The organism is Streptomyces sp. F001 (assembly GCF_004187715.1).
GTDB lineage: Bacteria > Actinomycetota > Actinomycetes > Streptomycetales > Streptomycetaceae > Streptomyces > Streptomyces flavusporus.
Map to the genome: position 1 here is coordinate 389,448 of NZ_QZWF01000004.1, position 25,735 is coordinate 415,182.

The 25,735-nt window shown below is 70.2% G+C and carries 22 protein-coding genes and 1 pseudogene; 10 read left to right on the forward strand and 13 right to left on the reverse strand.

The genetic code is table 11. The features are described from left to right. Position 1: 1 nt before the first annotated feature. From StrepF001_RS19030 to StrepF001_RS19045, 4 genes are all read right to left on the reverse strand, one after another. Complete coding sequence (locus StrepF001_RS19030; protein WP_129799619.1) at positions 2–700, reverse strand: response regulator transcription factor; 699 nt, start codon at positions 698–700, stop codon at positions 2–4. Positions 701–1,033: 333 nt separating this feature from the next. Then, positions 1,034–1,633, reverse strand: a complete 600-nt coding sequence (locus StrepF001_RS19035) for an FMN reductase (RefSeq protein ID WP_129799431.1) — start codon at positions 1,631–1,633, stop codon at positions 1,034–1,036. After that, complete coding sequence (locus StrepF001_RS19040; RefSeq protein ID WP_129799432.1) at positions 1,630–2,721, reverse strand: LLM class flavin-dependent oxidoreductase; 1,092 nt, start codon at positions 2,719–2,721, stop codon at positions 1,630–1,632. The genes StrepF001_RS19035 and StrepF001_RS19040 overlap by 4 nt, the downstream gene beginning before the upstream one ends. A 108-nt stretch (positions 2,722–2,829) precedes the next feature. After that, positions 2,830–3,300 (reverse strand): hypothetical protein, encoded by a 471-nt coding sequence (locus StrepF001_RS19045; RefSeq protein ID WP_129799433.1) that lies wholly within the window; start codon positions 3,298–3,300, stop codon positions 2,830–2,832. Between the two features lie 164 nt (positions 3,301–3,464). Between StrepF001_RS19045 and StrepF001_RS19050 the strand changes: the two genes are divergently transcribed. From StrepF001_RS19050 to StrepF001_RS45680, 3 genes are all read left to right on the forward strand, one after another. After that, positions 3,465–3,800, forward strand: a complete 336-nt coding sequence (locus StrepF001_RS19050; protein ID WP_129799434.1) for a YnfA family protein — start codon at positions 3,465–3,467, stop codon at positions 3,798–3,800. A 131-nt stretch (positions 3,801–3,931) separates the two neighbouring features. Continuing rightward, positions 3,932–4,705: an SDR family NAD(P)-dependent oxidoreductase gene (locus StrepF001_RS19055; protein ID WP_129799435.1), complete on the forward strand. Its 774-nt coding sequence runs from the start codon at positions 3,932–3,934 to the stop codon at positions 4,703–4,705. Continuing rightward, positions 4,702–4,857, forward strand: a complete 156-nt coding sequence (locus StrepF001_RS45680) for a hypothetical protein (protein WP_165396303.1) — start codon at positions 4,702–4,704, stop codon at positions 4,855–4,857. Before StrepF001_RS19055 ends, StrepF001_RS45680 begins: the two co-directional genes overlap by 4 nt. Positions 4,858–4,881: 24 nt before the next feature. Here StrepF001_RS45680 and StrepF001_RS19060 read toward each other — a convergent pair whose 3' ends face one another. Beyond that, the gene (locus StrepF001_RS19060; RefSeq protein WP_129799436.1) at positions 4,882–6,075 is read right to left on the reverse strand and encodes an RtcB family protein; all 1,194 of its coding nucleotides are present in this window, start codon (positions 6,073–6,075) and stop codon (positions 4,882–4,884) included. Between the two features lie 213 nt (positions 6,076–6,288). Between StrepF001_RS19060 and StrepF001_RS19065 the strand changes: the two genes are divergently transcribed. The 3 genes and pseudogenes from StrepF001_RS19065 (at position 6,289) to StrepF001_RS19075 (ending at position 9,571) form a co-directional block, all read left to right on the forward strand. Beyond that, complete coding sequence (locus StrepF001_RS19065) at positions 6,289–7,146, forward strand: DUF3558 domain-containing protein (protein ID WP_129799437.1); 858 nt, start codon at positions 6,289–6,291, stop codon at positions 7,144–7,146. 139 nt (positions 7,147–7,285) lie between these two features. Beyond that, positions 7,286–8,140 carry a DUF3558 family protein gene (locus StrepF001_RS19070; protein WP_240797579.1) on the forward strand — a complete coding sequence of 285 codons (855 nt, stop codon included), beginning with the start codon at positions 7,286–7,288 and terminating at the stop codon, positions 8,138–8,140. Between the two features lie 131 nt (positions 8,141–8,271). Then, positions 8,272–9,571: pseudogene (locus StrepF001_RS19075) on the forward strand (DUF2637 domain-containing protein). Between the two features lie 70 nt (positions 9,572–9,641). Here StrepF001_RS19075 and lysS read toward each other — a convergent pair. Then, a complete protein-coding gene (gene lysS, locus StrepF001_RS19080; RefSeq protein WP_129799438.1) occupies positions 9,642–11,384 on the reverse strand; it encodes a lysine--tRNA ligase in 1,743 nt (580 codons plus the stop codon). A gap of 426 nt (positions 11,385–11,810) precedes the next feature. Between lysS and argS the strand changes: the two genes are divergently transcribed. Further along, positions 11,811–13,574 carry an arginine--tRNA ligase gene (gene argS / locus StrepF001_RS19085; RefSeq protein ID WP_129799621.1) on the forward strand — a complete coding sequence of 588 codons (1,764 nt, stop codon included), beginning with the start codon at positions 11,811–11,813 and terminating at the stop codon, positions 13,572–13,574. A gap of 43 nt (positions 13,575–13,617) precedes the next feature. Further along, positions 13,618–14,466 (forward strand): DUF4253 domain-containing protein, encoded by an 849-nt coding sequence (locus tag StrepF001_RS19090; protein WP_129799439.1) that lies wholly within the window; start codon positions 13,618–13,620, stop codon positions 14,464–14,466. A 28-nt stretch (positions 14,467–14,494) separates the two neighbouring features. Here StrepF001_RS19090 and StrepF001_RS19095 read toward each other — a convergent pair whose 3' ends face one another. From StrepF001_RS19095 to StrepF001_RS19125, 7 genes are all read right to left on the reverse strand, one after another. Further along, positions 14,495–15,991: a polysaccharide pyruvyl transferase family protein gene (locus StrepF001_RS19095; RefSeq protein WP_129799440.1), complete on the reverse strand. Its 1,497-nt coding sequence runs from the start codon at positions 15,989–15,991 to the stop codon at positions 14,495–14,497. Positions 15,992–16,199: 208 nt separating this feature from the next. Beyond that, positions 16,200–17,192: a porphobilinogen synthase gene (hemB, locus tag StrepF001_RS19100; protein ID WP_129799441.1), complete on the reverse strand. Its 993-nt coding sequence runs from the start codon at positions 17,190–17,192 to the stop codon at positions 16,200–16,202. Between the two features lie 226 nt (positions 17,193–17,418). After that, complete coding sequence (locus StrepF001_RS19105) at positions 17,419–19,125, reverse strand: bifunctional uroporphyrinogen-III C-methyltransferase/uroporphyrinogen-III synthase (protein WP_129799442.1); 1,707 nt, start codon at positions 19,123–19,125, stop codon at positions 17,419–17,421. Beyond that, positions 19,122–20,117, reverse strand: a complete 996-nt coding sequence (hemC, locus tag StrepF001_RS19110) for a hydroxymethylbilane synthase (protein ID WP_129799443.1) — start codon at positions 20,115–20,117, stop codon at positions 19,122–19,124. The genes StrepF001_RS19105 and hemC overlap by 4 nt, the downstream gene beginning before the upstream one ends. Beyond that, entirely contained in the window at positions 20,114–21,823 is a 1,710-nt protein-coding gene (locus StrepF001_RS19115) for a glutamyl-tRNA reductase (protein ID WP_129799444.1), read from the reverse strand. Before StrepF001_RS19115 ends, hemC begins: the two co-directional genes overlap by 4 nt. Beyond that, on the reverse strand, positions 21,820–22,584 hold the full coding sequence (locus StrepF001_RS19120) for a redox-sensing transcriptional repressor Rex (RefSeq protein ID WP_129799445.1): 765 nt from the start codon (positions 22,582–22,584) through the stop codon (positions 21,820–21,822). The genes StrepF001_RS19115 and StrepF001_RS19120 overlap by 4 nt, the downstream gene beginning before the upstream one ends. A 236-nt stretch (positions 22,585–22,820) precedes the next feature. After that, complete coding sequence (locus StrepF001_RS19125; RefSeq protein WP_129799446.1) at positions 22,821–23,099, reverse strand: glutaredoxin family protein; 279 nt, start codon at positions 23,097–23,099, stop codon at positions 22,821–22,823. A 115-nt stretch (positions 23,100–23,214) separates the two neighbouring features. Between StrepF001_RS19125 and StrepF001_RS19130 the strand changes: the two genes are divergently transcribed. Both StrepF001_RS19130 and StrepF001_RS19135 read left to right on the forward strand, forming a co-directional pair. Further along, positions 23,215–24,126 carry an HAD-IB family hydrolase gene (locus StrepF001_RS19130; protein ID WP_129799447.1) on the forward strand — a complete coding sequence of 304 codons (912 nt, stop codon included), beginning with the start codon at positions 23,215–23,217 and terminating at the stop codon, positions 24,124–24,126. 646 nt (positions 24,127–24,772) lie between these two features. After that, positions 24,773–25,543 (forward strand): ECF subfamily RNA polymerase sigma factor, BldN family, encoded by a 771-nt coding sequence (locus tag StrepF001_RS19135; protein ID WP_129799448.1) that lies wholly within the window; start codon positions 24,773–24,775, stop codon positions 25,541–25,543. Positions 25,544–25,735 lie beyond the last annotated feature (192 nt).

Sequence of the window (25,735 nt, forward strand, 5' to 3'; positions counted from 1 at the left end):
CTCAGTCCTCCCGCAGCACGTAACCCACCCCGCGCACCGTGTGGATCAGCGGCGCCGCCCCCGGCTCGTCGAGCTTGCGGCGCAGATAGCCGACGTACACAGCGAGGTTCTTGGAGCCCGGCCCGAAGTCGTAGCCCCAGATACGGTCGTAGATCGTGGAGTGGTCGAGGACGATCCCCTCGTTGCGCACCAGCAGTTCGAGCAGCTCGAACTCGGTGCGGGTCAGCTCCAGTTCGCGCCCGCCACGCCAGGCGCGCCGAGCCTGCGAGTCCATGCGCAGCCCAGCCGCCTCGATCTGCCGGCCGGGCGCGGACGGCTTCTCCCGTACGTCCATGGCGGCACCGTTCGCGGTGCGCCGCAGCAGCGCCCGCAGCCGGGCGAAGACCTCCTCGACGTCGAAGGGCTTCACCACGTAGTCATCGGCGCCGGCGTCCAGCCCGGCGATCCGGTCCGCCGTCTCCACCAGCGCCGTCAGCATCAGGATCGGCGTCCGGTCACCCTCGGCGCGCAGCACCCGGCACACCTGGAGGCCGTCGATCCCCGGCATCATCACATCCAGGACGAGCACGTCGGGCGGGGTGCGATGGGCGTGCGCCAGCGCCTCGACCCCGTCGGCGACCGCCGTCACCGCGTAGCCCTCCAGCGTCAGGGCCCGCTCCAGGGCGTGCCGGATCGCACGATCGTCTTCGGCTAGCAGCAGAGTCGGGGCCACGGGTCCAGTGTGGCAAAGCGGCCGAGTCGTACGACCGTATGAGCAGCCCCCACCCACCCTTCTTACTGGCCTCTCACCCGGCCGGGGTCGCGGGTACAGCCGCGGGCAGTCGCGCCGCTGGGCCGGCGCCCACCCATGCAACCGGCGTAGCTGCGGGCAGTCGTGCCTCCCCCAGTGCCTTAAGGGCCTGGGGGGACCCCCAGGGCGATGGGGGTCCCCCCGCTCGAGCGAAGCCGAGAGTGGGGGAGGGTGGACGCAGCGGAACCCCGCTGACGCCCCCGACCCGCCTCCGCCCTCCCGCAGCCGGCCGCAGGCGCCCCGTCACGCCCCCCGCCGCAACGCCGCCAACTGCTCCTCAAAGGGCACCACCTCGAACTCCCCGACCTTCGCCGGCCCCGGCACCTTCGGCGTGAGCCCGACCATCAGCCCCGCCAGTTCCCCGGCCGCCCGCTCGATGCGCCCGTCCAGCCCCTCGGCACCCCAGTCCTCCGAGGCGGCGTAGACTCCGGTCGGGACGACGACGGCCCGCAGGTAGGCGAAGAGCGGACGCAGGGCGTGCTCCAGGACGAGGGAGTGCCGGGCGGTGCCGCCGGTCGCGGCGATCAGCACCGGCTTCCCGGCGAGCGCCTCCTTGTCGAGCACGTCGAAGAAGGACTTGAACAGCCCGCTGTACGAGGCGGAGAACACCGGCGTGACCACGATCAGCCCGTCCGCCTCGGTCACCGCGTCGAGCGCGGCGCTCAGCTGCCGCCCGGCGAAGCCGTTGGTGAAGTTGTGCGCGATCTCGACGGCGAGCTCGCGCAGCTCGATCACCTGCACCTCCGCCGAGGTCCGGTCGGCGGTGGCCTTGGCAAGCCGGTCGGCCAGCAGCCGGGTGGAGGACGGGACGCTCAGCCCCGCGGACACGACGACGAGCTTCATGCGACGTTCACTCCTTCCGAGGCGGCGGCAAGCAGGGACTGGTGGGTCGGCGCGTCCGGCACCCCGGCCGGCCGCCCCTTGGCGAACTCCTTGCGCAGCACCGGCACGACCTCCTCGCCCAGCATGTCGAGCTGCTCCAGCACGGTCTTCAGCGGCAGCCCGGCGTGGTCCATCAGGAACAGCTGGCGCTGGTAGTCGCCGGCGTACTCGCGGAAGGCCAGCGTCTTCTCGATCACCTGCTGCGGCGAGCCCACGGTCAGCGGGGTCTGGTCGGTGAAGTCCTCCAGGGACGGCCCGTGCCCGTAGACCGGCGCGTTGTCGAAGTACGGCCGGAACTCACGCACCGCGTCCTGCGAGTTCTTCCGCATGAACACCTGCCCGCCGAGCCCGACGATCGCCTGCTCGGGCGTGCCGTGCCCGTAGTGCGCGTACCGCTCCCGGTACAGCTCGACCATCCGCTTGGTGTGGTCGGCCGGCCAGAAGATGTTGTTGTGGAAGAACCCGTCGCCGTAGAACGCCGCCTGCTCGGCGATCTCGGGCGAGCGGATCGACCCGTGCCAGACGAACGGCGGTACGCCGTCCAGCGGCCGGGGCGTGGACGTGAAGCCCTGCAGCGGCGTACGGAACTTGCCCTCCCAGTTCACGACGTCCTCGCGCCACAGCCGGTGCACCAGGGCGTAGTTCTCGATGGCGAGGTTGATGCCCTGCCGGATGTCCTGCCCGAACCAGGGGTACACCGGCCCGGTGTTGCCGCGGCCCATCATCAGGTCCACCCGGCCGTCGGCCAGGTGCTGGAGCATCGCGAAGTCCTCGGCGATCTTCACCGGGTCGTTGGTCGTGATGAGGGTGGTGGACGTGGACAGGATCAGCCGGTCCGTGCGGGCGGCTATGTAGCCGAGCATGGTGGTCGGCGAGGACGGCACGAACGGCGGGTTGTGGTGCTCGCCGGTCGCGAAGACGTCCAGGCCGACCTCCTCGGCCTTCAGCGCGATGGCGACCATGGCCTTGATCCGCTCGCGCTCGGTCGGCGTACGGCCCGTCGTCGGGTCCGGCGTCACGTCGCCGACGCTGAAGATCCCGAACTGCATGGTCGCCTCCAAAGTTGTTGACCGTTGAACTATACCCCTCGAACGGTCGACATCGTGCTCTTATTCCGAGCACTCCTGGAGGCGAGAACGGGAGAACAGAAGCCGAGGTCAGAAGTAGTACGCGTCCCCGGTGTCCAGCACGAGCACCCGCTGCCGGTCGTTGTGCCGGTTACGGTCCACCGCCCCACCGCTCCACACCGTGTCGACCTCCATCAGCACCTCGGTCGGCGCCCCCCGCAGCCGTACCCCCAGCCTGAGATCCGCACCGAGCGTGTCCGCCGGCAGCGCGCCCACCCGGCACAACACCACCCGCGCACCGGAACGCGCACACCCGTCGGGCAGCGTCTGCCGGTTCTCGAGCGGCTGCGACCAGCGCAGCCGTACCGTCGCGTCCGGCACAGCCGACGGCCCGTGATTGCGCGGGGTGATCCGCACCTCGACCCGGCCGGAATCCAGCGTCGCGGCCCCGTGATAGGCCAGATCGGCCTCCTGAGCCGTCTCGGCCCCGGCGAGCGGAGCCACCGCACCGACCGCCATCAGGGCGGCACACCCCACGCCCAGCACCCTCATGCCTCGCATACCGCCACACTCCTCACTCCGCCATGGGCTTCGTACGGGATGTATCCCACGCGGAGCCGACCCCAGGCACCGTCCATCAGGTGACGCGAAGCCCGGGAAACGGCGGTCCCGCCCCAGGAAACGGCGACCCCGGCCCCGGAACCCCGGCATGCGAAGCTGCCCGCATGCTCATCCTCCGCTCCGCCGCCCTCTTCGTCGTCGCCGCCCTCTTCGAGATCGGCGGCGCCTGGCTGGTCTGGCAGGGGTACCGGGAGCAACGCGGCTGGCTGTGGATCAGCGGCGGCATCCTCGCCCTCGGCGCCTACGGCTTCGTCGCCACCTTCCAGCCGGACGCCCACTTCGGCCGCGTCCTCGCCGCGTACGGCGGAGTCTTCGTCGCCGGCTCGATCGCCTGGGGCGTCATCGCGGACGGCTACCGGCCCGACCGCTGGGACATCACCGGCGCACTGATCTGCCTGGCCGGCATGGCCGTGATCATGTGGACACCGCGCGGCGGCTGAACGTCACGAGATGATCACCCACCTCGATTCCCCACCTCACCCCCCGCCTATCCTGGCGAAGGAGCACACCGACCAGCGGCCCCACACCGGCGTGGCGCCACCGCACCACCCCGCGCACGAGGAGCAGCCGTATGACGACCCCCGCCGCCGCGTCCCGTATCGCCGTCGTCACCGGTGCCAGCAGCGGAATCGGCGCCGCCACCGCGCGGCAGCTCGCCGCGGCCGGCTACCGCGTCGTCCTCACCGCACGCCGCAAGGACCGCATCGAGGCCCTCGCCGAGGAGATCGACGCGGCCGGCCACTCGGCGACGGCGTACCAGCTGGACGTCACCGACCGCACGGCGGTCGACGAGTTCGCCACGGCGTTCCGGACGATCGGCGTGCTCGTCAACAACGCCGGCGGCGCGCTCGGCCTGGACCCGGTGGCGACCGGCGACCCGGCGGACTGGCGCCAGATGTACGAGACGAACGTCATCGGCACCCTCAACCTCACCCAGGCCCTGCTCCCCGCCCTCGTCGCGAGCGGCGACGGCACGGTCGTGGTCGTCTCGTCGACCGCGGGCCACGGCACCTACGAGGGCGGCGCCGGCTACGTCGCCGCCAAGCACGGCGCCCACGTCCTCGCCGAGACGCTCCGCCTGGAGATCGTCGGACAGCCGGTCCGGGTGATCGAGGTCGCCCCGGGCATGGTCAAGACCGACGAGTTCGCCCTGACCCGCTTCGGCGGTGACGAGGACCGCGCCGCCAAGGTCTACGAGGGCGTCGCCGAACCCCTCACCGCCGACGACGTCGCCGACACCATCACCTGGGCGGTCACCCGCCCCGCCCACGTCAACATCGACCTCCTCGTGGTCCGCCCACGCGCCCAGGCCTCCAACACCAAGGTCCACCGAGAGTCCCGGTGACCGACCCCGAGCCGGAACACCGACGCCTGGCCCGCCAGGCCGAGGAAAAGCGCGGCGAACGCCACATGTGGACATGGCTCGCCTACTTCCTCTTCGGCATCCACATCATCGCGTTCGTCATGATCTACGCGGTACTGCACGCCCCCAAATAGAGACGCGCACGGAGCCGTAGCGGGTCAGCCCTTCACACAGACGACCTGCTTCAGCTTGGCCACGACCTCCACGAGGTCCCGCTGCTGGTCGATGACCTGCTCGATCGGCTTGTACGCACCCGGTATCTCGTCCACAACGCCGGAGTCCTTACGGCACTCCACGCCCCGTGTCTGCTCCTCCAGGTCCTTCGTCGAGAACCGCCGCTTCGCCGCGTTACGGCTCATGCGCCGACCCGCGCCGTGCGAAGCCGAGTTGAAGGACATCGGGTTCCCGAGGCCCTTCACGATGTACGAACCCGTGCCCATCGAGCCCGGGATGATCCCGTACTCACCGGAGCCGGCCCGGATCGCTCCCTTGCGGGTCACGAGCAGGTCCATGCCGTCGTACCGCTCCTCGGCGACGTAGTTGTGGTGCGCGCTGATCTCGGGCTCGAAGGTCGGCTTCGCCTTCTTGAACTCCTTACGGACCACGTCCTTCAGGAGCGCCATCATGATCGAGCGGTTGTACTTCGCGTACTCCTGCGCCCAGAACAGGTCGTTGCGGTACGCCGCCATCTGCGGGGTGTCCGCCACGAAGACGGCGAGATCGCGGTCGACCAGGCCCTGGTTGTGCGGGAGCTTCTGGGCGACGCCGATGTGGTGCTCGGCGAGCTCCTTGCCGATGTTGCGGGAACCGGAGTGCAGCATCAGCCAGACAGAACCGGTCGTGTCCGTGCACACCTCGACAAAGTGGTTGCCCCCGCCAAGCGTCCCCATTTGTACAGTCGCCCGCTCCTGCCGAAACTTCACCGCCTCGGCAACCCCGTCAAACCGCTCCCAAAAATCATCCCACCCGGCAGTCGGCAGCCCATGGAACCGCCCCGGCTCAACGGGACTGTCATGCATCCCCCGCCCCACCGGAATAGCCTGCTCGATCTTCGACCGCAGCCGCGAAAGATCCCCCGGCAGATCATTCGCCGTCAGGGACGTCTTCACCGCCGACATCCCGCACCCGATATCGACACCCACCGCCGCAGGACACACAGCCCCCCGCATCGCGATGACCGACCCGACCGTCGCACCCTTCCCGTAGTGCACGTCCGGCATGACCGCCAGCCCCTTGATCCACGGCAGCGTCGCGACGTTCCGCAGCTGCTGGAGCGCCACCTCCTCGACCGTCGCCGGGTCGGTCCACATCCGGATCGGTACCTTCGCGCCCGGCATCTCGACGTACGACATATCGCCTCATCCCCCGTAAAACAGGTGAAAACAAACAGAAGTTCTGAACAGCAAAACCGGCGCCAAGGTCGACGTATCGGACAACGGACCGGCGTTCACGGCAGCGCGTGCGATACACATTGTCTCCAGGCGGCACCCCCGTGCGGCAACCGAATAACCAGCGGGGACACTGACAGACCAGGCAAGCGCACCATCATGGAGAGGAGCCTGACCGTGCAGCGGAAGGCGTACGTATCCGGCGTCGCCGCGCTCCTCGCGGCCCTGCTGGCCGGCTGCACCGGCAGCTCGGACGACGGTGGCGCCACGGACGATTCAAACCCCGGCGGCTCCGGTACGGCGACGGCGGCGGCCGAGCCGGGCCGTTACCGCACCCTCCCCGAACCGTGCAGCGCGGTCGGTCAGGACACCCTCGACTCCCTCCTGCCCGGTATCCAGCAGATCGCCGACGAGGAGCAGCGCGAGACGGCCTACGCGGGCGAGCCCACCCTCACCTACGACAACGACCGCAAGGTCGGCTGCCGCTGGAAGGTGGAGTCCACGTCCGCCACGGACCATCTGTACGTCGACTTCGAGCGCGTGGTGTCCTACGACAACGCCGTCAGCGACGACAGCCAGGCCGAGCAGCTCTTCGCCACCCGGCAGACGGCGGCCGACCTGCCGGAGCCCATCGCCTCCGAGTCCTCCTCGCCGTCCGCCCCGTCGTCGACGCCCTCCTCGTCCTCGACACCGTCGGAGTCCGCCGACTCCCCTGCCTCGCCCGGCTCTTCCGGTAGCCCCGAGGGCAGCTCCTCCATCAGCCCGAGCTCGACGGCGAGCGCCACCCCGGCCGAGCTCCAGCCCCGCGTCCTGGACGACCTCGGCGACGAGGCCTTCCTGGACGACGCGCTGAGCAGCTCCGGTTCGACGGCCAAACAGCGCACGGTGACTGTGGCGTTCCGCACGTCCAACGTCATCGTGACCATCGAGTACGAGGAGCAGCCGGCCACGGTCGGCGTCGTGCCGGACAGCAAGGAAATGCAGGACAGGGCCCGGAAGCTGGCGTCCCGGCTGGCCGACTCGCTGGCGGAATGACGCCCCTTCAGGCCGGGATGCAAAGCAGCTGAAGCGGGTCCGCACAGTTCCTTCACCGCGTACCGTGGCCCCTCGGACCCGATCCGGACGCCGGCGCCACCGGCGACACCGGGACCCATCCGGCCTCAGGAACCAGAGCGTGAGTGAAGGAACCATGCAGCGACGAGCACAGCGAGACGACCAGGCTGACCAGCGTGCCGAGCGGGTGAAGCGCCTGAACCGCATCCTTGTCTGCGCGGCGGCCGTTCCCGCGATGCTGATCGCCGCCGGCTGCTCCTCGGACTCCGGCTCGAGTGATGACGCCAAGAAGGCGTCCGGGAGCGCGTCGAGCGCGTCCGCGAGCCCCTCGCCCACCGTGCAGGCGGCGGCGTACTCGGAGTTGCCCGAAGCGTGCGCGGTGCTGTCGAAGAAGACGTTGGGCGAACTCGTCCCGAAGGGCTCGAAGTCGGGCAAGGAGGGCAAATCCGACGATGTGTCGACGCGGGGCAGCTGCTCCTGGGACAGTCTCGACAACAACGGCGTCAACGGCTCGCAGTTCCGCTGGCTGAACGTCTCGCTGCTGCGCTTCGAGTCCGACGTCACCCGCGGCGAGGGCGACAAGCTGGCGCAGGAGTACTTCGCGAAGCAGGTCAAGGACGTCCAGGCGACCGAGGGCGCGAAGGGCACCAAGACCGAGTCGGTGTCCGGGACGGGCGACCAGGCGACGGCGGTGCGCTACGACCTGAAGAAGAAGGAGGGCACCTTCAAGCAGCAGACGATCGTCGCGCGCGTGGAGAACGTCGTCCTGACCCTCGACTACAACGGCGCGGGCCTGGCCGGCGACAAGACCCCCGACGCCGACGATCTGATGAAGGCGGCGAAGAAGGCGGCCGAGGAGGCGGTGGCCGCGGTGACGAAGGCGAACGGTGAGAGCGGCTCCGCCGCCGGCCCCGGCGCCTCCAAGTCCCCCTCGAAGTCGGCGACTTCGTCCAAGTCGCCGACGAAGAAGAGCTGACGTCACGGGTCACCGGACGCCACCGGTAGAGTCACGGAAGGGCTGACGTACCCGGACCGGCCACCCGACCCCCGTACGCGTGTGCCACCCTGTTGGCCGCGCAACAACACGCAGTGGGAGGGGGAGTACGGGTGGCCGCGCCACTACAGCTGACACGGACGCACCGCGTTCTCATCGCCGTGGTCGTCTTCGGTGCCGTGATCATCGCGGGCATCGGTTTCGCGGGTTCGTACGCCGCGGTACGTGAACTCGCGCTCGAAAAGGGCTTCGGGGACTTCAGTTACGTCTTCCCGATCGGCATCGACGCAGGTATCTGCGTCCTGCTCGCTCTGGACCTCCTGCTGACCTGGATCCGCATCCCGTTCCCGCTGCTGCGCCAGACGGCGTGGCTGCTGACGGCGGCGACGATCGCCTTCAACGGCGCGGCGGCCTGGCCGGACCCGCTGGGCGTGGGCATGCACGGGGTCATCCCGATCCTGTTCGTGGTGTCGGTGGAGGCCGCCCGCCACGCGATCGGCCGGATCGCCGACATCACGGCCGACAAGCACATGGAGGGAGTCCGCCTCACCCGCTGGCTGCTCTCCCCCATCCCCACGTTCCTTCTCTGGCGCCGTATGAAGCTCTGGGAGCTCCGCTCCTACGACCAGGTGATCAAGCTGGAACAGGAACGCCTCGTCTACCAGGCCCGCCTCCGCTCCCGCTACGGCCGGGCCTGGCGCCGCAAGGCCCCGGTGGAGGCCCTGATGCCCCTACGTCTGGCCAAGTACGGCGTCCCCCTGGCCGACACGGCTCCCGCGGGGCTGGCGGCAGCGGGCGTGGAGCCCACGCTGATACCCCCACCACCGCAACCGGCCTTGGAGCGGGCCGACGACCCAGCTGCGGGCAGTCGTGCCGCTGGGGCGGCACGGGTGGGCGCAGCGGCACCTCTCAGCGAGCGGCGTCCCCAAGGCGACGGCAACCCAGACGCAGAGCCCCTGGACCACGCCGAGCCCCAGAACCCCTGGCTGCACGCCCGTGACCCCCAGACCATCGAGTACCACGGCGGCTACGACCCCACGTACGACCCGGAAGCCGCCTACGCCCAGTGGTACGACGAACAGCAACAGGCGGACCAGTACCAGCAGCAGTACGAGGAACCCCACCCCCGAACCTCCCGGAGGACACCGGCACGTTCCCATCCCGGTAGGCCCCAACCGCACCCGCGAACTCGGCGAAGGCGGCGGCACCCCCGCTCCCGAACCGACGGAGGAGGACTACTACACGGTCTTCAAGCAGTCGATCAGCGGCAGCGGCTACCCGACCCCGCGCGAGTTCAGCGACAACGTCGAGGCGACGTACGGCGTGCCCGTCGTGGACGCCGATGCCAAGCGCATGGTCCTCCGCTTCCAGAAGCGCCACACCGCGGAACTGGAAGACGAGCACATCGCGTAACCCGCTCCCTTGCGACGACGAGGGGCGCCCGGCGAATCGCCGGGCGCCCCTCGTCGTCGCAGCAGCGGCTCTACTCCCCGAGCAGGACCCGCACCCGCTCCTGCCCCACCGCCAACAGCAGCGTAGGCAGCCGCGGCCCGGTGTCCCGCCCCACCAGCAGGTGGTACAGCAGCGCGAAGAACGACCGCTGAGCGGTCTTGATCTCCGGCGGCAGCTCCTTCGGCGTGGCGTCCGCCGGGAACCCGGCCTGCACCTTGGGCACGCCGTACACGAGGTGCGTCAGCCCGTCCAGCGACCAGTGCTCCTCCAGCCCGTCGAGCAGCAGCCGGATCGACTGCTGGGACGCCTCGTCGAGCGACTTCAGCAGCTCGACGTCCGGTTCGTCCCGCACGATGGTCCGCTGATCGGCCGGCACATGGGTGTTGATCCACGCCTCGGCCTTGTCGTACCGCGGCCGCACCGCGTCGAGCGAGGCCAGCGGCTTCTCCGGGTCGAGCTCGGAGAGAATCCGCAGTGCCTGGTCCTCGTGCCCGGCGGTGATGTCGGCGACGGACGCGAGCGTCCGGTACGGCATCGGCCGGGGCGTCCTCGGCAGCTCACTGGCGGCCGTCCGCACGGCACGCGAGTGTGCGGCGACGTCGGCGGGCAGGGCAGAGCCGTCGGTGACCTTGGCGTCGAGCTTGTCCCACTCGTCGTAGAGCCGCTGGATCTCCTGGTCGAAGGCGATCTTGAAGGACTGGTTGGGCTTGCGCCGGGCGTACAGCCAGCGCAGGAGCTGCGGCTCCATGATCTTCAGCGCGTCGGCCGGGGTGGGCACGCCACCGCGCGACGACGACATCTTCGCCATGCCGCTGATGCCGACGAACGCGTACATGGGCCCGATCGGCTGCTTGCCGCCGAAGATCCCGACGACCTGCCCGCCGACCTGGAAGGACGACCCCGGAGACGAGTGGTCGACACCGCTCGGCTCGAAGATGACCCCTTCGTACGCCCACCGCATCGGCCAGTCGACCTTCCAGACCAGCTTGCCGCGGTTGAACTCGTTCAGCCGGACGGTCTCGGAGAAGCCGCAGACCGTGCAGGCGTACGTCAGCTCGGTGGTGGTGTCGTCGTAGGAGGTGACGGTGGTGAAGTCCTTCTCGCAGTTGCCGCAGTACGGCTTGTACGGGAAGTACCCGGCGGTCCCGGAGCTGCCGTCGTCCTCGGACGCGGCGCCGGACCCCTCCTCGGCCTCCAGCTCGGCCTCGTCGACGGGCTTCTGCGACTTCTTGGCGCCTGCCTTGGGCTTGGTCCGGTACTGGGCCAGCACCGCGTCGATGTCACCCCGGTGCTTCATGGCGTGCAGGATCTGCTCCCGGTACGCCCCGGAGGTGTACTGCGCGGTCTGGCTGATCCCGTCGAACTCCACGCCCAGCTCGGCCAGCGACTCGATCATCGCGGCCTTGAAGTGCTCGGCCCAGTTCGGGTGGGCGGAGCCCTTCGGGGCGGGCACGGAGGTCAGCGGCTTGCCGATGTGCTCGGCCCAGGACTCGTCGATCCCGGCGACACCGGCCGGCACCTTGCGGTACCGGTCGTAGTCGTCCCAGGAGATGAGATGCCGGACCTGGCGTCCCCGGCGTCGGATCTCGTCGGCGACGAGGTGCGGCGTCATGACCTCGCGCAGGTTACCCAGGTGAATGGGCCCGGAGGGCGACAGGCCGGACGCGACGACAACGGGTTTGCCCGGGGCCCGACGCTCCGACTCCTCGATGACCTCATCCGCGAAACGGGAGACCCAGTCGGTGGTCTCGGTGCTCTGCCCCACGATCGGCACGTCCTTCTTTCCTCATCCGCAGCCGGCCCGGTCACACGGCTGACGCCCCCATTCTCCCAGCAACCCGAGCATCCACGAAAACCCCTTTTCACCGCCGTCAGACGCAGCTGCGGCAGCCGCCGTAGCTGCGGACAGCCGCCGTAGCTGCGGACAGCCGCCGTAGCTGCGGGCAGTCGTGCCGCTGGGGCGATGGGGGTCCCCCCGCTCGAGCGAAGCCGAGAGTGGGGGAGGGTGGGCGCAGCGGCACCCCGCAGCGCCGGGCTCCCCCCCGACCCCGCCCAGCCCCCGCACCCCGCACCCCGCACCCGCACCCGCACCCCGCACCCCGCACCCGCACCCCGCACCCCGCACCGGAAAAAACCCTTTGCCCCCCATGGGATACTGGCCGTGTCTATCCATCCCCACGAGGAGAACGGCACCCACTTCATGGCCCCGGTCACGTCCCTCACCGCTTCCGTCCACCAGCACCTCGCCGACGCCCTCGCTTCCGCCCTCCCGGAAGCCGACGGAGTCGACCCGCTGCTGCGACGAAGCGACCGGGCGGACTTCCAGGCCAACGGGATCCTGGCCCTCGCGAAGAAGGCGAAGGCCAACCCGCGCGAGCTGGCGACGCAGGTCGTCGCCCAGGTCACCACCGGCGATGTGATCAAGGACGTCGAGGTCTCGGGCCCCGGCTTCCTCAACATCACGGTCACCGACAAGGCGATCACCGAGAACCTCGCCGCCCGCGCCGCTGACGCCGAGGGCCGCCTGGGTGTGCCGCGCGCGGAGAACCCCGGCACGACGGTCATCGACTACGCCCAGCCGAATGTGGCGAAGGAGATGCACGTCGGCCACCTCCGCTCCGCGGTGATCGGCGACGCGGTCGTCCAGCTCCTTGAGTTCACCGGCGAGAACGTGGTCCGCCGCCACCACATCGGCGACTGGGGCACGCAGTTCGGCATGCTCATCCAGTACCTGGACGAGCACCCGCACGAGCTGGACCACAAGGACGCCCAGGTCACCGGCGAGGAGGCGATGTCGAACCTCGACCGCCTCTACAAGGCCGCGCGGAAGTTCTTCGACTCCGACGAGGAGTTCAAGACCAGGGCCCGCCGCCGTGTCGTCGACCTCCAGGCCGGTGATCCGCACACGCTCGCCATGTGGCAGAAGTTCGTCGACGAGTCGAAGATCTACTTCTTCTCCGTCTTCGAGAAGCTGGACATGGAGATCCGGGACGCGGACATCGTCGGCGAGTCGGGCTACAACGACATGCTGGACGAGACGTGCCGCCTGCTGGAGGAGTCGGGCGTCGCAGTGCGCTCCGAGGGCGCCCTGTGCGTGTTCTTCGACGACATCAAGGGCCCGGACGGCAACCCGGTCCCGCTGATCGTCCGCAAGTCCGACGGCGGCTACGGCTACGCGGCGACCGACCTGTCCGCGATCAGGGACCGCGTCTTCAACCTGAAGGCGAACAGCCTGATCTACGTCGTGGACGCCCGCCAGTCCCTCCACTTCAAGATGGTCTTCGAGACGGCCCGCAGGGCGGGCTGGCTGAACGACGACGTGAAGGCGTACCAGCTGGCCTTCGGTACGGTCCTCGGCAAGGACGGCAAGCCGTTCAAGACGCGTGAGGGCGAGACGGTACGGCTGGTCGATCTCCTCGACGAGGCGATCGACCGCGCCTCGGCCGTCGTACGGGAGAAGGCCCAGGACCTGTCCGAGGGGGAGATCGCCGAGCGCGGCGCCCAGGTGGGCATCGGCGCGGTGAAGTACGCGGACCTGTCGACGTCGGCGAACCGGGACTACAAGTTCGACCTGGACCAGATGGTCTCGCTGAACGGCGACACGTCCGTCTACCTCCAGTACGCGTACGCCCGTATCCAGTCCATCCTCCGCAAGGCCGGCGAGGTACGCCCGGCCGCGCACCCCGAGCTGGACCTGCACGAGGCGGAGCGCGCCCTCGGCCTGCACGTGGACGCGTTCGCGGAGACGGTCGCGGAGGCGGCTACGGAGTACGCCCCGCACAAGATGACGGCGTATCTGTACCAGCTGGCGTCCCTGTACACGACCTTCTACGACAAGTGCCCGGTCCTGAAGGCGGAGACGCCGGCCCAGGTGGAGAACCGCCTGTTCCTGTGCGACGTCACGGCCCGCACCCTCCACCAGGGCATGGCCCTCCTCGGCATCCGCACCCCCGAGCGCCTCTGATCGCGGAGTCCGATTGTCAGTGGCCGGCCCTACAGTCACCGACATGGCGACTCTTCCGAACCCGCTGCCCACGCTGGCGGCCGACCCGAGCGGCCGCTCGCTCGGGCTGCAGCTCCCGCCCGGCATCCTGACCGATGCGACGGACGACGGTCCGTGGCACGAACCGTTGTTGTGGTACGCCGGTCAGGCCGCGGCCCCCGGCGCCTGGTCGGCGTTGGGCATACCGGCCGGGCGGGCGGGGCTTCTGCCGGTGCTCATCGAGGTGGGCGACGCCCAGGGCGGCCCGGAGGACTGGGAGTTGATGCCCGGGGAGATGTCGTATCCCGGGGATCACGACGCCGATGACGTCCTCGCGGGCTTCTGGGAGGAGTACGCGGCGGACGAGTTGGAGGCCCTTGAGAGCGAGGAGGCCGAGGAAGCCGAGGAACGGATCAGGCCCTTCGGCCCGGACTGGCCGGGTCTCGCCCCCATGGCGTCCCTCACCGTCTCCCCGGACACACGCGCCGCCGAGGTCGCCGACTCCCTCAGCGGCGGCTCCCGCGACTGGTTCAAGGAGCCGCGACTGGCCCTCGTCCCGGCCCGCCGCTCCGCAGACATCCCCGCGGTGATCGGCTGGACGGGGCCGCTGAACTACGAGAACGACGTGGCGCGCCTGTGCTCGGTGCTCCGCTCCTGGGAGGACCGCTTCGGCATACGGGTCGTGGCCCTGTCCTTCGACACCCTGGTCGTCTCCGTCGCCGCCCCGCCCACCACCCAGGCCGAGGCCGAGAGGGTCGCCGCCGAGCACTTCGCGTTCTGCCCGGACAACATCACCCAGAACGGCCCCGACGATCTGCGCGCCTACGCGGAGCAGCTCGTCGGCGAGGAGGTGTGGTCCTTCTGGTGGGACTGACCTCACCGGCCGGGCCGCTCCCGCCCGGTCAGTCCTTCCCGCCCCCGCCGGACAGCTTGCGCACACGCCGCCGCACGGCCGGGCCCAACCGGACCATCACGCGCTTCTCGATGCCGCCGACCCGGCGCTCCAAGGCGCCGAGCTGCTTGCGCGTGGCGGCCAGCTCCGCGCGGGCGGCGTCGAGCAGGCGCGCGGTCTCGGCCTGCCGCTTCTCGGCGGCGGCCACCCGGCCGCGCAGCTCCTTGTTCTCCTTGACCCGCGTGTCGATCCGGGCGTTGGCCGTCGCGAGCCGCTCGCGCAGCCGGGCGATGCGGTAGCGCATGTGGCCGTCGTCGGAACCGTCCCACACCGGCATCGACGCGGGCAGGTCGAGCGCGGCGAGGCGGGCGTCGAAGGCAGCGCCGCCGTCGCCGTGGGTGTAGGTGTTCTGCAGGCCGTTGCGGTCGAGGAAGGCGACGATCCGGTCGAAGCGCTCGCGGTGGCCCTTGAGCATGGCGGAGTAGTCGGCGCTCTCGTACAGCTCGCGGGGGTCGGTCTCCGCGGGCAGACCGGCCAGTTGGCGGTGCGGGATGTCGAAGTACCGGCACAGTTCGAGGGTGCGCGAGTCGTGGGTGAGGACGACGCTCGGCGTGCCGGCCAGCAGGGCGGCGATGTTGCCGTGGATGCGGGTGCCGAAGGCGAAGTCGTAGCCGCGCAGCTCGTCGATCCAGGTCGCCGGGTCCAGCGGCATGCGCACCTTGTTCTCGCGCAGCAGGTCATGGGTGAGCTGGAGCGGGAAGGGGTCCTCGACGCCGGTCTCAGGAGTGAGGTCACCCCACAGCAGCAGTTCGGCGTCGGCGAGGTTCTGCGCGTAGTAGGTCAGCTGGGGGTGGCGCTGCTGCGCGTGCCGGGCCAGGCCTGTTATGTCGCCGACGGGTATCGCGTCCGGCGACAGGTTCAGGGCGATGCGCGAGTCGGCGGTCAGCTCGGCGGCGCGGAGCTCGGGGAAGGTGCCGCCGTTCAGGAACATCGACGGGCAGCCGATGATGTCGACGCGGTCGGCGGGGACGCCGAGGTCGGTGAGGTAGCGGGCGGTCAGCTCGCCGCGGACGCCGATGGACGCGGACCGCTCCAGGACGGCGGACGTGAAGCGCTTGACGGAGTCCGCGAGCGGGCTCAGCCGGTCGGTGGCGTAGTCGTCGGTGGTCTGGGCGCCCACGCCGAAGACCACCACCGGGATGGTGAGCTGCTCGATCAGCGTGGACAGCCGGTCCAGCGAGGCCTGGAAACTGGGGCGGAAGGCATTGGCGAGCGGAACGACGAAGACGTCGTACTGCTCGTTGATCTCGGCTGCCCGGCGCGCGGACGGGTCGGTGCGGATGCCGTTGGAGGTGACCTCCGTGTCCGGCGCCGACAGCATCTTGTGCGCGGAGTCACTGAAGAGCAGATTGCCAGTGTTTGTCCCGATGAGGTCCTGGTGGATGAACTCGGTCGGGGTGGCGACGCGGAAGGGACTTTTACCGGACCGGATCAGTATGCGCTTCACGACACTCCTCATGCTGCTGTGGGCGGAGACCTTGCGGACCGTCCACGGCCGCACGCGAAAGCAGACCCTACAGCCAGGTAAAAACGGAGTGAAGGCAAGGTGCCCGAATCGTCATGAAGCCGTGCCCAAACCCAGCCCCAGCCTCCGCAGCCCCTCCCGATCTCCTCCGGCGTCCTGCCCACCGGCTCCCAGCAGGCCCTGTCCGGAACTACCTCAGCTTCCGGGCCACTTCGGTGGCCCAGTAGGTGAGGATGTTCTGCGCCCCGGCCCGCTTGATCCCGGTCAGCGTCTCCAGGATCGCCCGGTCCCGGTCGATCCAGCCCTTCTCCGCGGCGGCCTCGATCATCGAGTACTCGCCGGAGATCTGGTAGGCGGCCACGGGCACGTCCGCGGAGTCCGCGACCCGCGCCAGGATGTCGAGGTAGGGTCCGGCGGGCTTCACCATCACCATGTCGGCCCCCTCCTCCAGGTCGAGGGCCAGCTCCCGCATCGACTCCCGTACGTTGGCGGGGTCCTGCTGGTACGTCTTGCGGTCGCCCTTGAGGGAGGACGCGACGGCCTCGCGGAAGGGCCCGTAGAAGGCGGACGAGTACTTGGCGGTGTAGGCGAGGATGGCCACGTCCTCGCGCCCGATCTGGTCGAGCGCGTCACGGATGACGCCGACCTGCCCGTCCATCATCCCGCTCGGCCCGACGACATGCGCGCCCGCGTCGGCCTGCACCTGGGCCATCTCGGCGTACCGCTCCAGGGTGGCGTCGTTGTCGACCCGCCCCTGCTCGTCGAGCACTCCGCAGTGGCCGTGGTCGATCGTCTCGTCCAGGCACAGGTCGGACATGACGAGCAGATCGTCGCCGACTTCGGCCCGCACATCACGGATCGCGACCTGGAGGATCCCGTCCGGGTCGGTCCCCGGCGTCCCGATCGCGTCCTTCTTCGACTCCTCCGGCACCCCGAACAGCATGATCCCGGAGACCCCGGCCTCCACCGCCTCCGCGGCCGCCTTCTTCAGGCTGTCCCGGGTGTGCTGCACGACCCCGGGCATCGCCGCGATCGGCACCGGCTCGCTCACGCCCTCCCGCACGAACGCGGGCAGGATGAAGTCGGCCGGATGCAGCCGGGTCTCGGCAACCATGCGCCGCATGACGGGAGTGGTACGCAGTCGGCGGGGACGCGTACCGGGAAAGGATCCGTACTTCGTCATACGCCTACGCTACGCCCGACCGAACCCCACCTTTGCCGACGAGGCGTCGGGGCTCACGCCCCCGCAGTTGCCGCAGCTGCGGGCAAGTCGTGCCTCCCCCAGTGCCTTAAGGGCCTGGGGGGACCCCCAGGGCGGCACGGGTGGGCGATGGGGCCCCCGCTCGAGCGAAGCCGAGAGTGGGGGAGGCACCCCGCCAGCGCGGCGAGCTACACCCACCCCCGGCCGACTACGTCGTCCGACGCCGCCGAGCCCCCGGCCGCCGCTCACTCGGCCGCGTCACCGGATCCCCCGCCTCCAACGCGGCAGCGCGCCGCTTCATCCCGAAGTCGGCCAGGGCCTCCGCCAGCTTGTGCACGGACGGCTCGGGAGCCATCACATCCACCCGCAGCCCATGCTCCTCGGCGGTCTTCGCGGTGGCCGGCCCGATACAGGCGATCACGGTCACGTTGTGCGGCTTCCCGGCAATCCCGACCAGGTTCCGCACGGTGGACGACGACGTGAACAGCACGGCATCGAACCCACCCCCCTTGATCGCCTCCCGCGTCTCGGCCGGCGGCGGCGACGCGCGCACGGTCCGGTAGGCGGTGACGTCGTCGACCTCCCACCCGAGCTCGATCAGCCCGGCGACCAGCGTCTCCGTGGCGATGTCGGCCCGCGGCAGGAACACCCGGTCGATCGGGTCGAACACGGGGTCGTACGGCGGCCAGTCCTCCAGCAGCCCGGCGGCCGACTGCTCCCCCGAGGGCACCAGATCCGGCTTCACGCCGAAGGCGATGAGTGCCTTCGCCGTCTGCTCCCCCACCGCGGCGACCTTGATCCCCGCGAAGGCCCGGGCGTCGAGCCCGTACTCCTCGAACTTCTCCCGCACGGCCTTGACGGCATTGACCGAAGTGAAGGCGATCCACTCGTAACGGCCCGTCACCAGGCCCTTGACCGCGCGCTCCATCTGCTGCGGAGTCCGCGGCGGCTCGACGGCGATCGTCGGAACCTCGTGCGGCACGGCCCCGTAGGACCGCAGTTGGTCGGAAAGCGAAGCCGCCTGCTCCTTGGTCCGCGGCACGAGCACCTTCCAGCCGAACAGCGGCTTGGACTCGAACCACGACAACTGCTCCCGCTGAGCGGCGGCGGAACGCTCACCGACCACGGCTATCACCGGGCGCCCGCCCTCCGGCGACGGCAGCACCTTCGCCTGCTTCAGCGTCTGCGCGATGGTGCCCAGGGTGGCGATCCAGGTCCGCTGCCGGGTCGTCGTACCGGCGACGGTCACCGTCAGCGGTGTATCGGGCTTGCGTCCGGCCGACACCAGCTCCCCGGCGGCAGCGGCGACGGAGTCCAGGGTCGTCGACACGACCACCGTCCCGTCCGACGCCCCTACCTCCGTCCAGCACCGGTCCGACGCCGTCCGCGCATCCACGAAGCGGACGTCCGCGCCCTGCGCGTCCCGCAGCGGCACACCCGCGTACGCGGGCACACCGACCGCCGCCGCAACACCGGGGACGACCTCGAAGGGAACACCGGCCGCGGCGCAGGCGAGCATTTCCTCAGCGGCGTACGTATCAAGTCCCGGATCCCCGGACACCGCACGGACGACCCGCCTGCCGCCCCGCGCGGCCTCCATGACAAGATGTGCGGCATCCCGCACTGCGGGGACCCCAGCGGTTGTTGACGTGCCGTCAACAACCGTCAGCTGAGGCGTGCCCGTGCCCGGAACGGGGTCCGAAGAAGGACCCGGCTCCGTGTTCACGACGGCGACGCCAGGCCTGGCGTGCGTGCGTACGACGTCGAGCACCTCGTGCTCGGCGACGAGTACGTCCGCGTTCGCCAGCGCCTCGACGGCGCGCAGAGTCAGCAGTCCCGGATCTCCGGGTCCGGCACCGAGGAAGGTGACGTGCCCGTGTTCCGGACCGGCGGCGGGAAGGGTGGTGGGGCTCAATGTGCTCGCTCCCCCATCAGACCGGCCGCGCCCTGGGCAAGCATCTCGGCGGCGAGTTCGCGGCCGAGTGCCACTGCCCGGTCGTGCGTCTGGGGCACGGGACCGGTGGTGGACAGCTGCACCATCCGGGTGCCGTCGGTCGTGCCGACGACGCCCCGCAGGCGCATTTCCTTGACAATCTGCCCGTCGGCCTGGGGGTCCCCCCGCTCGAGCGGAGCCGAGAGGGGGGGAAGGTCGGCCAAGGCGCCCACGGGGGCGCTGCAACCGGCCTCCAGGGCGGCGAGCAGTGACCGTTCGGCGGTCACGGCGGCCCGGGTGAACGGGTCGTCGAGCTCACCGAGGGCGGCGATCAGGTCCGCGTTGTCCGCGGCGCATTCGATCGCCAGGGCCCCCTGGCCGGGGGCGGGCAGAACCGTGTCGACCGACAGGAAGTCGGTCACGTCGTCGATCCGGCCGATCCGGTGCAGTCCGGCGGCGGCCAGGACGACGGCATCGAGCTCGCCGTCCCGCACATACCGAATGCGTGTGTCGACGTTGCCGCGGATCGGCACCGTCTCGATGTCCAGCCCGTGGCTGCGCGCGTACGCGTTCAGCTGCGCCATCCGGCGCGGCGAACCCGTACCGATGCGCGCCCCGCGCGGCAGGTCCGTGAACTTCAGCGCGTCCCGGGCGACGATCACGTCCCGCGGGTCCTCGCGCTCGGGTACGGCGGCCAGCGCCAGCTCCGCGGGCTGCGTGGTCGGCAGGTCCTTCAGCGAGTGCACCGCGAAGTCGACCTCGCCCCTGAGCAGCGCGTCGCGCAGCGCGGTCACGAACACGCCCGTGCCGCCGATCTGCGCGAGGTGCTCGCGGGAGACATCGCCGTACGTGGTGATCTCGACGAGCTCGACGGGCCTTCCGGTCACCTGGCTCACGGCGTCCGCCACGAGCCCGGACTGGGCCATGGCGAGCTTGCTGCGCCTGGTTCCGAGCCTCAGTGCCTTGTCACTCATTGCGGCCCTCGGTTCTTCTCGGTGCTGTCCTCGGCGCGGGAGACGGAGGCCACCGTCTCGGGGTCGAGGTCGAACAGGGTGCGCAATGCGTCCGCGTACCCGGCGCCGCCGGGCTCGGCGGCGAGCTGCTTGACCCGTACGGTCGGCGCGTGCAGCAGCTTGTCCACGACGCGGTGCACCGCCTGCCGGATCTCGCTGCGCTGCTTGTCGTCCAGGCCGGGCAGCCGCCCGTCGAGCCGGGCGATCTCACCGGCGACGACGTCGGCGGCCATCGTCCGCAGGGCGACCACGGTGGGCGTGATGTGCGCGGCCCGCAGCGCCGCCCCGAAGGCGGCGACCTCGTCGGAGACGATACGCCGGACCTGGTCGACGTCGGCCGCCATCGGAGCGTCCGCCGAGGCCTCGGCCAGCGACTCGATGTCCACCAGCCGCACCCCGGCCAGCCGGTGCGCGGCGGCGTCGATGTCACGCGGCATGGCGAGGTCGAGCAGGAAGAGCACCGGCTCGGGCCGCGGGACCTCGGCGACCGGCTCGGGCTTGCGGAGCTCGGGGACACGGCCGGCGGTGGCCGCGGTCGCGGCGAGTGCGCTGATCAGCTCGGGGTCGGCCTCGGGCGTACGACGCGCAGCCTCACGCCGGTCGACGGCGCTGCCCGCGGCCCAGGCGGCGTGCTGCTCCAGGGTCGCCGCGTCCATGCCGGCCACGGCGGCCTCGCCCATCACGGAGAAGCCCGGAGCCGTCAGATCCAGCGGACAGTCCTCGTCGGCGCCGACTCCGGCGGGTGGCAGCGGCGTCTTCCGTGCGTCGGCCCTCGTCGGCGTACGACGCTCCTCGTGGCCCTCCTCGACGGCGACCGCGTGGCCCGTACGGCCCTCGACCGCGGCGGCGACCGCCTCGGCGTCGAGGACCAGCCCGGTGGCGCCGGTGCAGGAGACGGCGATGTCGGCACGTGTCAGCTCGGCCCGTACCGACTCCATCGGTACCGCCCGGGCCGGCACGTCCGTGTCGTCGGCCTCGTTGAGGATCTGCGCGAGACGCTCGGCACGTTCATGGGTGCGGTTGGCGATGACGACCTCGGCGACCCCGGCACGCGCGAGCGTCGCGGCGGCCAGCGAGGACATCGAACCGGCGCCGATCACCAGGGCCCGCTTGCCGTGGGCCCACTTCTCGACGGCACCGCCGGAGGCCAGCTGCTCCAGGCCGAACGTGACCAGGGACTGGCCGGCGCGGTCGATACCGGTCTCGGAGTGGGCGCGCTTGCCGACCCGCAGCGCCTGCTGGAACAGGTCGTTGAGCAGCCGCCCGGCGGTGTGCAGCTCCTGCGCCCGGGCGAGCGAATCCTTTATCTGGCCGAGGATCTGTCCCTCGCCGACGACCATCGAGTCCAGCCCGCAGGCCACCGTGAACAGGTGGTGGACGGCCCGGTCCTCGTAGTGCACGTACAGGTAGGGCGTGAGCTCGTCCAGACCGACGCCGCTGTGCTGGGCGAGCAGCGTGGACAGCTCGGCGACACCGGCGTGGAACTTGTCCACGTCGGCATACAGCTCGATGCGGTTGCAGGTGGCGAGGACCGCGGCCTCGGCAGCGGGCTCGGCGGCGACCGTGTCCTGGGCCAGCTTGATCTGGCCGTCCGCGGTCAGTGCCGCCCGCTCCAGGACGCTGACCGGAGCGCTGCGGTGACTCAGCCCGACGACGAGAAGACTCATGCCGGCATCACGGCGGGTACGTCCCCGTCGGGCCCCTTGTCGGCGGACTGCTTGCGCGTGGCGGCGACCGGCCTGGGGCCGTCGGTCAGCGCGGCCTCTTCGCCCGCCTTGCGCTGCTCGTGGAAGGCGAGGATCTGCAGCTCGATGGAGAGGTCGACCTTGCGCACGTCGACGCCGTCCGGCACCGACAGCACGGTCGGCGCGAAGTTCAGGATGGAGGTGACCCCGGCGGCCACCAGTCGCTCGCAGACCTGCTGGGCGACGCCCGGCGGGGTGGTGATGACCCCGATGGAGACGCCGTTCTCCGAGATGATCCGCTCCATGTCGTCGCTGTGCTGGACGGTGATCCCGGCGACCTGCTTTCCGGCCATCTCGGGATCGGCGTCGATCAGCGCGGCGACCCGGAAGCCACGGGAGGCGAAGCCGCCGTAGTTGGCGAGCGCGGCGCCGAGGTTACCGATGCCGACGATCACTACCGGCCAGTCCTGGGTCAGGCCTAGTTCGCGGGAGATCTGGTACACGAGATACTCGACGTCGTATCCCACGCCACGTGTCCCGTAGGAGCCCAGGTACGAGAAGTCCTTGCGCAGCTTCGCGGAGTTGACCCCCGCCGCGGCCGCGAGTTCCTCGGAGGAGACCGTGGGTACCGAGCGCTCGGAGAGCGCGGTGAGGGCGCGGAGGTACAGCGGAAGCCGGGCGACGGTGGCCTCGGGAATTCCTCGGCTACGGGTCGCCGGTCGGTGAGTTCGGCCAGTTGCCACGGTGCTCCTGCGGGTAGAGCGGGGCTGCAGGCGGTCATACGTTCCCTGACCGCCCCGTCGAAAGCAGGCTATGTCTTTGTGAACGCGTGCACAAAGATAGTGTCCGATTTGCCCGGCCAACGTGACCGGGGTCACGCGCAGATATGCGGAGGCCAAAACCGAACACTCTCCTCAACGATTCCCGCCCCCGAGACCAAGACGCCGTCGATCCTAAGTGACGTTCCGGCCGTTTTGGACTACTCGGTCAGTGCCTTGCGCAGCCGGTCCTCGTTCACACGCCAGAACGTGTGCTGCCGGCCATCCACCAGGACGACCGGAATCTGCTCCCAGTACTTGTCATGGAGTTCCTGGTCCTCGGTGATGTCCTTCTGCTCCCACGACACGCCGAGGTCACCGCAGACTTTCTCGATCACGACCTGTGCGTCGTCACACAGATGACAACCGGGTTTACGGACGAGGGTGACGAGCCGGTCCTGGGGAGCCGTGGCGGCCTTCCGCCGAAAGATGGGACTCATGTCGGCCATTCTCGCCCCGCGGCGGCCGCTTGCTTAACGGCACGGTCGCGGAGAGTTCACAGCGTTCCAACCTGCCGACTCCGGAACTGCCGAACAGAATGGCTATGCTCACGCCATGGCCGCTCTCGGATGGCTCACTCCCCGTAGGCGCTCCGCCACGGCGCGGAGCGTGTTGGCAGGCGAGGCGTCGGCGGAGGCCGCGCGCAAGTCCACGCAGGTCACCCCCGCCGAGGAGCCGGAGTTTCCGGTACGCGGGGACGACAAGGCCGCCGCGTTCTTCGACCTGGACAACACCGTGATGCAGGGCGCCGCGCTGTTCCACTACGGCCGCGGCCTGTACAAGCGGAAGTTCTTCGAGACCCGCGACCTCGCCAAGTTCGCCTGGCAGCAGGCATGGTTCCGGCTGGCCGGATTCGAGGACCCGGACCACATGCAGGACGTCCGCGAGTCCGCCCTCTCCATCGTGAAGGGCCACCGGGTCGCCGAGCTGCAGTCCATCGGCGAGGAGATCTACGACGAGTACATGGCCGAGCGCATCTGGCCGGGTACGCGCGCACTGGCCCAGGCGCACCTGGACGCCGGCCAGCGGGTGTGGCTGGTCACGGCGGCCCCGGTGGAGATCGCACAGGTGATCGCCCGCCGCCTCGGCCTCACGGGCGCGCTGGGCACGGTGGCGGAGTCGGTGGACGGCGTGTACACCGGCAAGCTCGTCGGCGAACCCCTGCACGGCCCGGCCAAGGCGGAGGCCGTCCGCGCCCTCGCCGCCGCGGAGGGCCTGGACCTCTCCCGCTGCGCCGCGTACAGCGACTCCCACAACGACATCCCCATGCTGTCCCTGGTCGGCCACCCCTACGCGATCAACCCCGACAGCAAGCTCCGCAAACACGCCCGGGAAAAGGACTGGCGCCTGCGCGACTACCGCACGGGCCGCAAGGCAGCCAAGGTCGGCATCCCGGCAGCAGCAGGCGTGGGCGCCGTAGCAGGCGGCACAGCAGCAGCCATCGCCCTCCACCGCCGCCGCCGCTGAGCGCTCCGCGGGAAGTGTGGTACGCCACCTGCGGGTGCGTCGTGGCTGATCGCGCCCACGCGGCGGAGCCGCAAGTCGATACAGCCCCGCGCCCCTGGCCCGCTCAGCCCTCCGGCTACGTAGCTGCGGGCACCCGTGCCTCCCCCAGTGCCTTAAGGGCCTGGGAGGTGCCCCCAGGGCGGCACGGGTGGGCGATGGGGGTCCCCCCGCTCGAGCGAAGCCGAGAGTGGGGAGGCACCCCGTGGCGCCGGGCTGCGCGACCACCCCCGCCCAGCCCCGACGCCGGCGCACCCGGAAACCCTCGCCCGCTCACCACCGCAACGCCCGGGCACACCCGAAACACCGGCCAATCCAATCCCCGTACCCACCCAACCCCCCAACCAGTCCCCCACCCGCACCCGACCACAACACGCCCCTTACCCACCCCAAACCCGAACCCTTCCGATCAACAACCATTCATTCTGTGGCACTTGACCGAGCGTCATTCGGTTACAGAAGCGACGTAATCGATGATTTGAGCAACTGGGCGTAGCAGCGCCTGCACGAAGCGTTATTCTCCTCAGACGCAAACCGGTACCCCTCCGTCGCCACGACGGGTGAAAGGTCCCGCACTGCACGTGATGGAAGCTCTGCCTCTGGGAGTCCCGTGTACCCACACGTCGGGGTTGACGCCTCGGGCCTGGCTACGCTGCGCGCAAGGGTCCAAGACCTGTTGCGCGGCTTCGTCCCCACCGCGTACGCCGTCCCCGCATTCGCCACCGCCGCGCCGCTGGGCCCGTGCTACGCACTGGCCGACGGCAGCGCCGCGGTCGGCAGACGAGGCCGCCCGGCCGGCGCGGCCACCGCACGCCGCCCGGCCGCCGACAGCGACAGCGCCCGGATGATGGACCTCGTGGAGCGCGCCCAGGCCGGCGAGGCCGACGCCTTCGGACGCCTCTACGACCAGTACAGCGACACCGTTTACCGCTACATCTACTACCGCGTGGGGGGCAAGGCGACCGCCGAGGACCTCACGAGCGAGACCTTTCTGCGCGCTCTGCGCAGGATCGGCACCTTCACCTGGCAGGGCCGCGACTTCGGCGCCTGGCTCGTCACCATCGCCCGCAACCTCGTCGCCGACCACTTCAAGTCGAGCCGCTTCCGCCTCGAGGTGACCACCGGCGAGATGCTCGACGCCAACGAGGTCGAACGCTCCCCCGAGGACTCCGTCCTGGAGTCCCTCTCCAACGCCGCACTCCTCGACGCCGTGCGCCGGCTCAATCCCCAGCAGCAGGAGTGCGTGACGCTCCGCTTCCTCCAGGGCCTCTCCGTCGCCGAGACCGCCCACGTGATGGGCAAGAACGAGGGCGCCATCAAGACCCTCCAGTACCGCGCCGTACGTACCCTCGCCCGGCTCCTGCCGGACGACGCACGCTGACAGCCGTGCACGCGGCCACGACAAACGGCCTCCCGCACGCACCGAATCCATACGCCCTGCAATCCCAACTCACCAACGGGGAAGCTCCGTTGAGTTCACGGTCCACTCATCCGCCGTCCGTAACCGAAGTGCCGCGCCACTCGTTGTGCGGGATGCAGGCTCCCTGTGGTCACTCCCTGGCCGACTCCGATC

Coding starts and splice junctions, on each gene's coding strand:
- StrepF001_RS19090 (WP_129799439.1), top strand. CDS start 13,618: ATGGCGACTCTTCCGAACCCGCTGCCCACGCTGGCGGCCGACCCGAGC.
- StrepF001_RS19055 (WP_129799435.1), top strand. CDS start 3,932: ATGACGACCCCCGCCGCCGCGTCCCGTATCGCCGTCGTCACCGGTGCC.
- StrepF001_RS19115 (WP_129799444.1), bottom strand. CDS start 21,823: ATGAGTCTTCTCGTCGTCGGGCTGAGTCACCGCAGCGCTCCGGTCAGC.
- argS (WP_129799621.1), top strand. CDS start 11,811: ATGGCCCCGGTCACGTCCCTCACCGCTTCCGTCCACCAGCACCTCGCC.
- StrepF001_RS19045 (WP_129799433.1), bottom strand. CDS start 3,300: ATGCGAGGCATGAGGGTGCTGGGCGTGGGGTGTGCCGCCCTGATGGCG.
- StrepF001_RS19035 (WP_129799431.1), bottom strand. CDS start 1,633: ATGAAGCTCGTCGTCGTGTCCGCGGGGCTGAGCGTCCCGTCCTCCACC.
- StrepF001_RS19125 (WP_129799446.1), bottom strand. CDS start 23,099: ATGAGTCCCATCTTTCGGCGGAAGGCCGCCACGGCTCCCCAGGACCGG.
- StrepF001_RS19060 (WP_129799436.1), bottom strand. CDS start 6,075: ATGTCGTACGTCGAGATGCCGGGCGCGAAGGTACCGATCCGGATGTGG.
- hemC (WP_129799443.1), bottom strand. CDS start 20,117: ATGAGTGACAAGGCACTGAGGCTCGGAACCAGGCGCAGCAAGCTCGCC.
- StrepF001_RS19050 (WP_129799434.1), top strand. CDS start 3,465: ATGCTCATCCTCCGCTCCGCCGCCCTCTTCGTCGTCGCCGCCCTCTTC.
- StrepF001_RS19130 (WP_129799447.1), top strand. CDS start 23,215: ATGGCCGCTCTCGGATGGCTCACTCCCCGTAGGCGCTCCGCCACGGCG.
- hemB (WP_129799441.1), bottom strand. CDS start 17,192: ATGACGAAGTACGGATCCTTTCCCGGTACGCGTCCCCGCCGACTGCGT.
- StrepF001_RS19040 (WP_129799432.1), bottom strand. CDS start 2,721: ATGCAGTTCGGGATCTTCAGCGTCGGCGACGTGACGCCGGACCCGACG.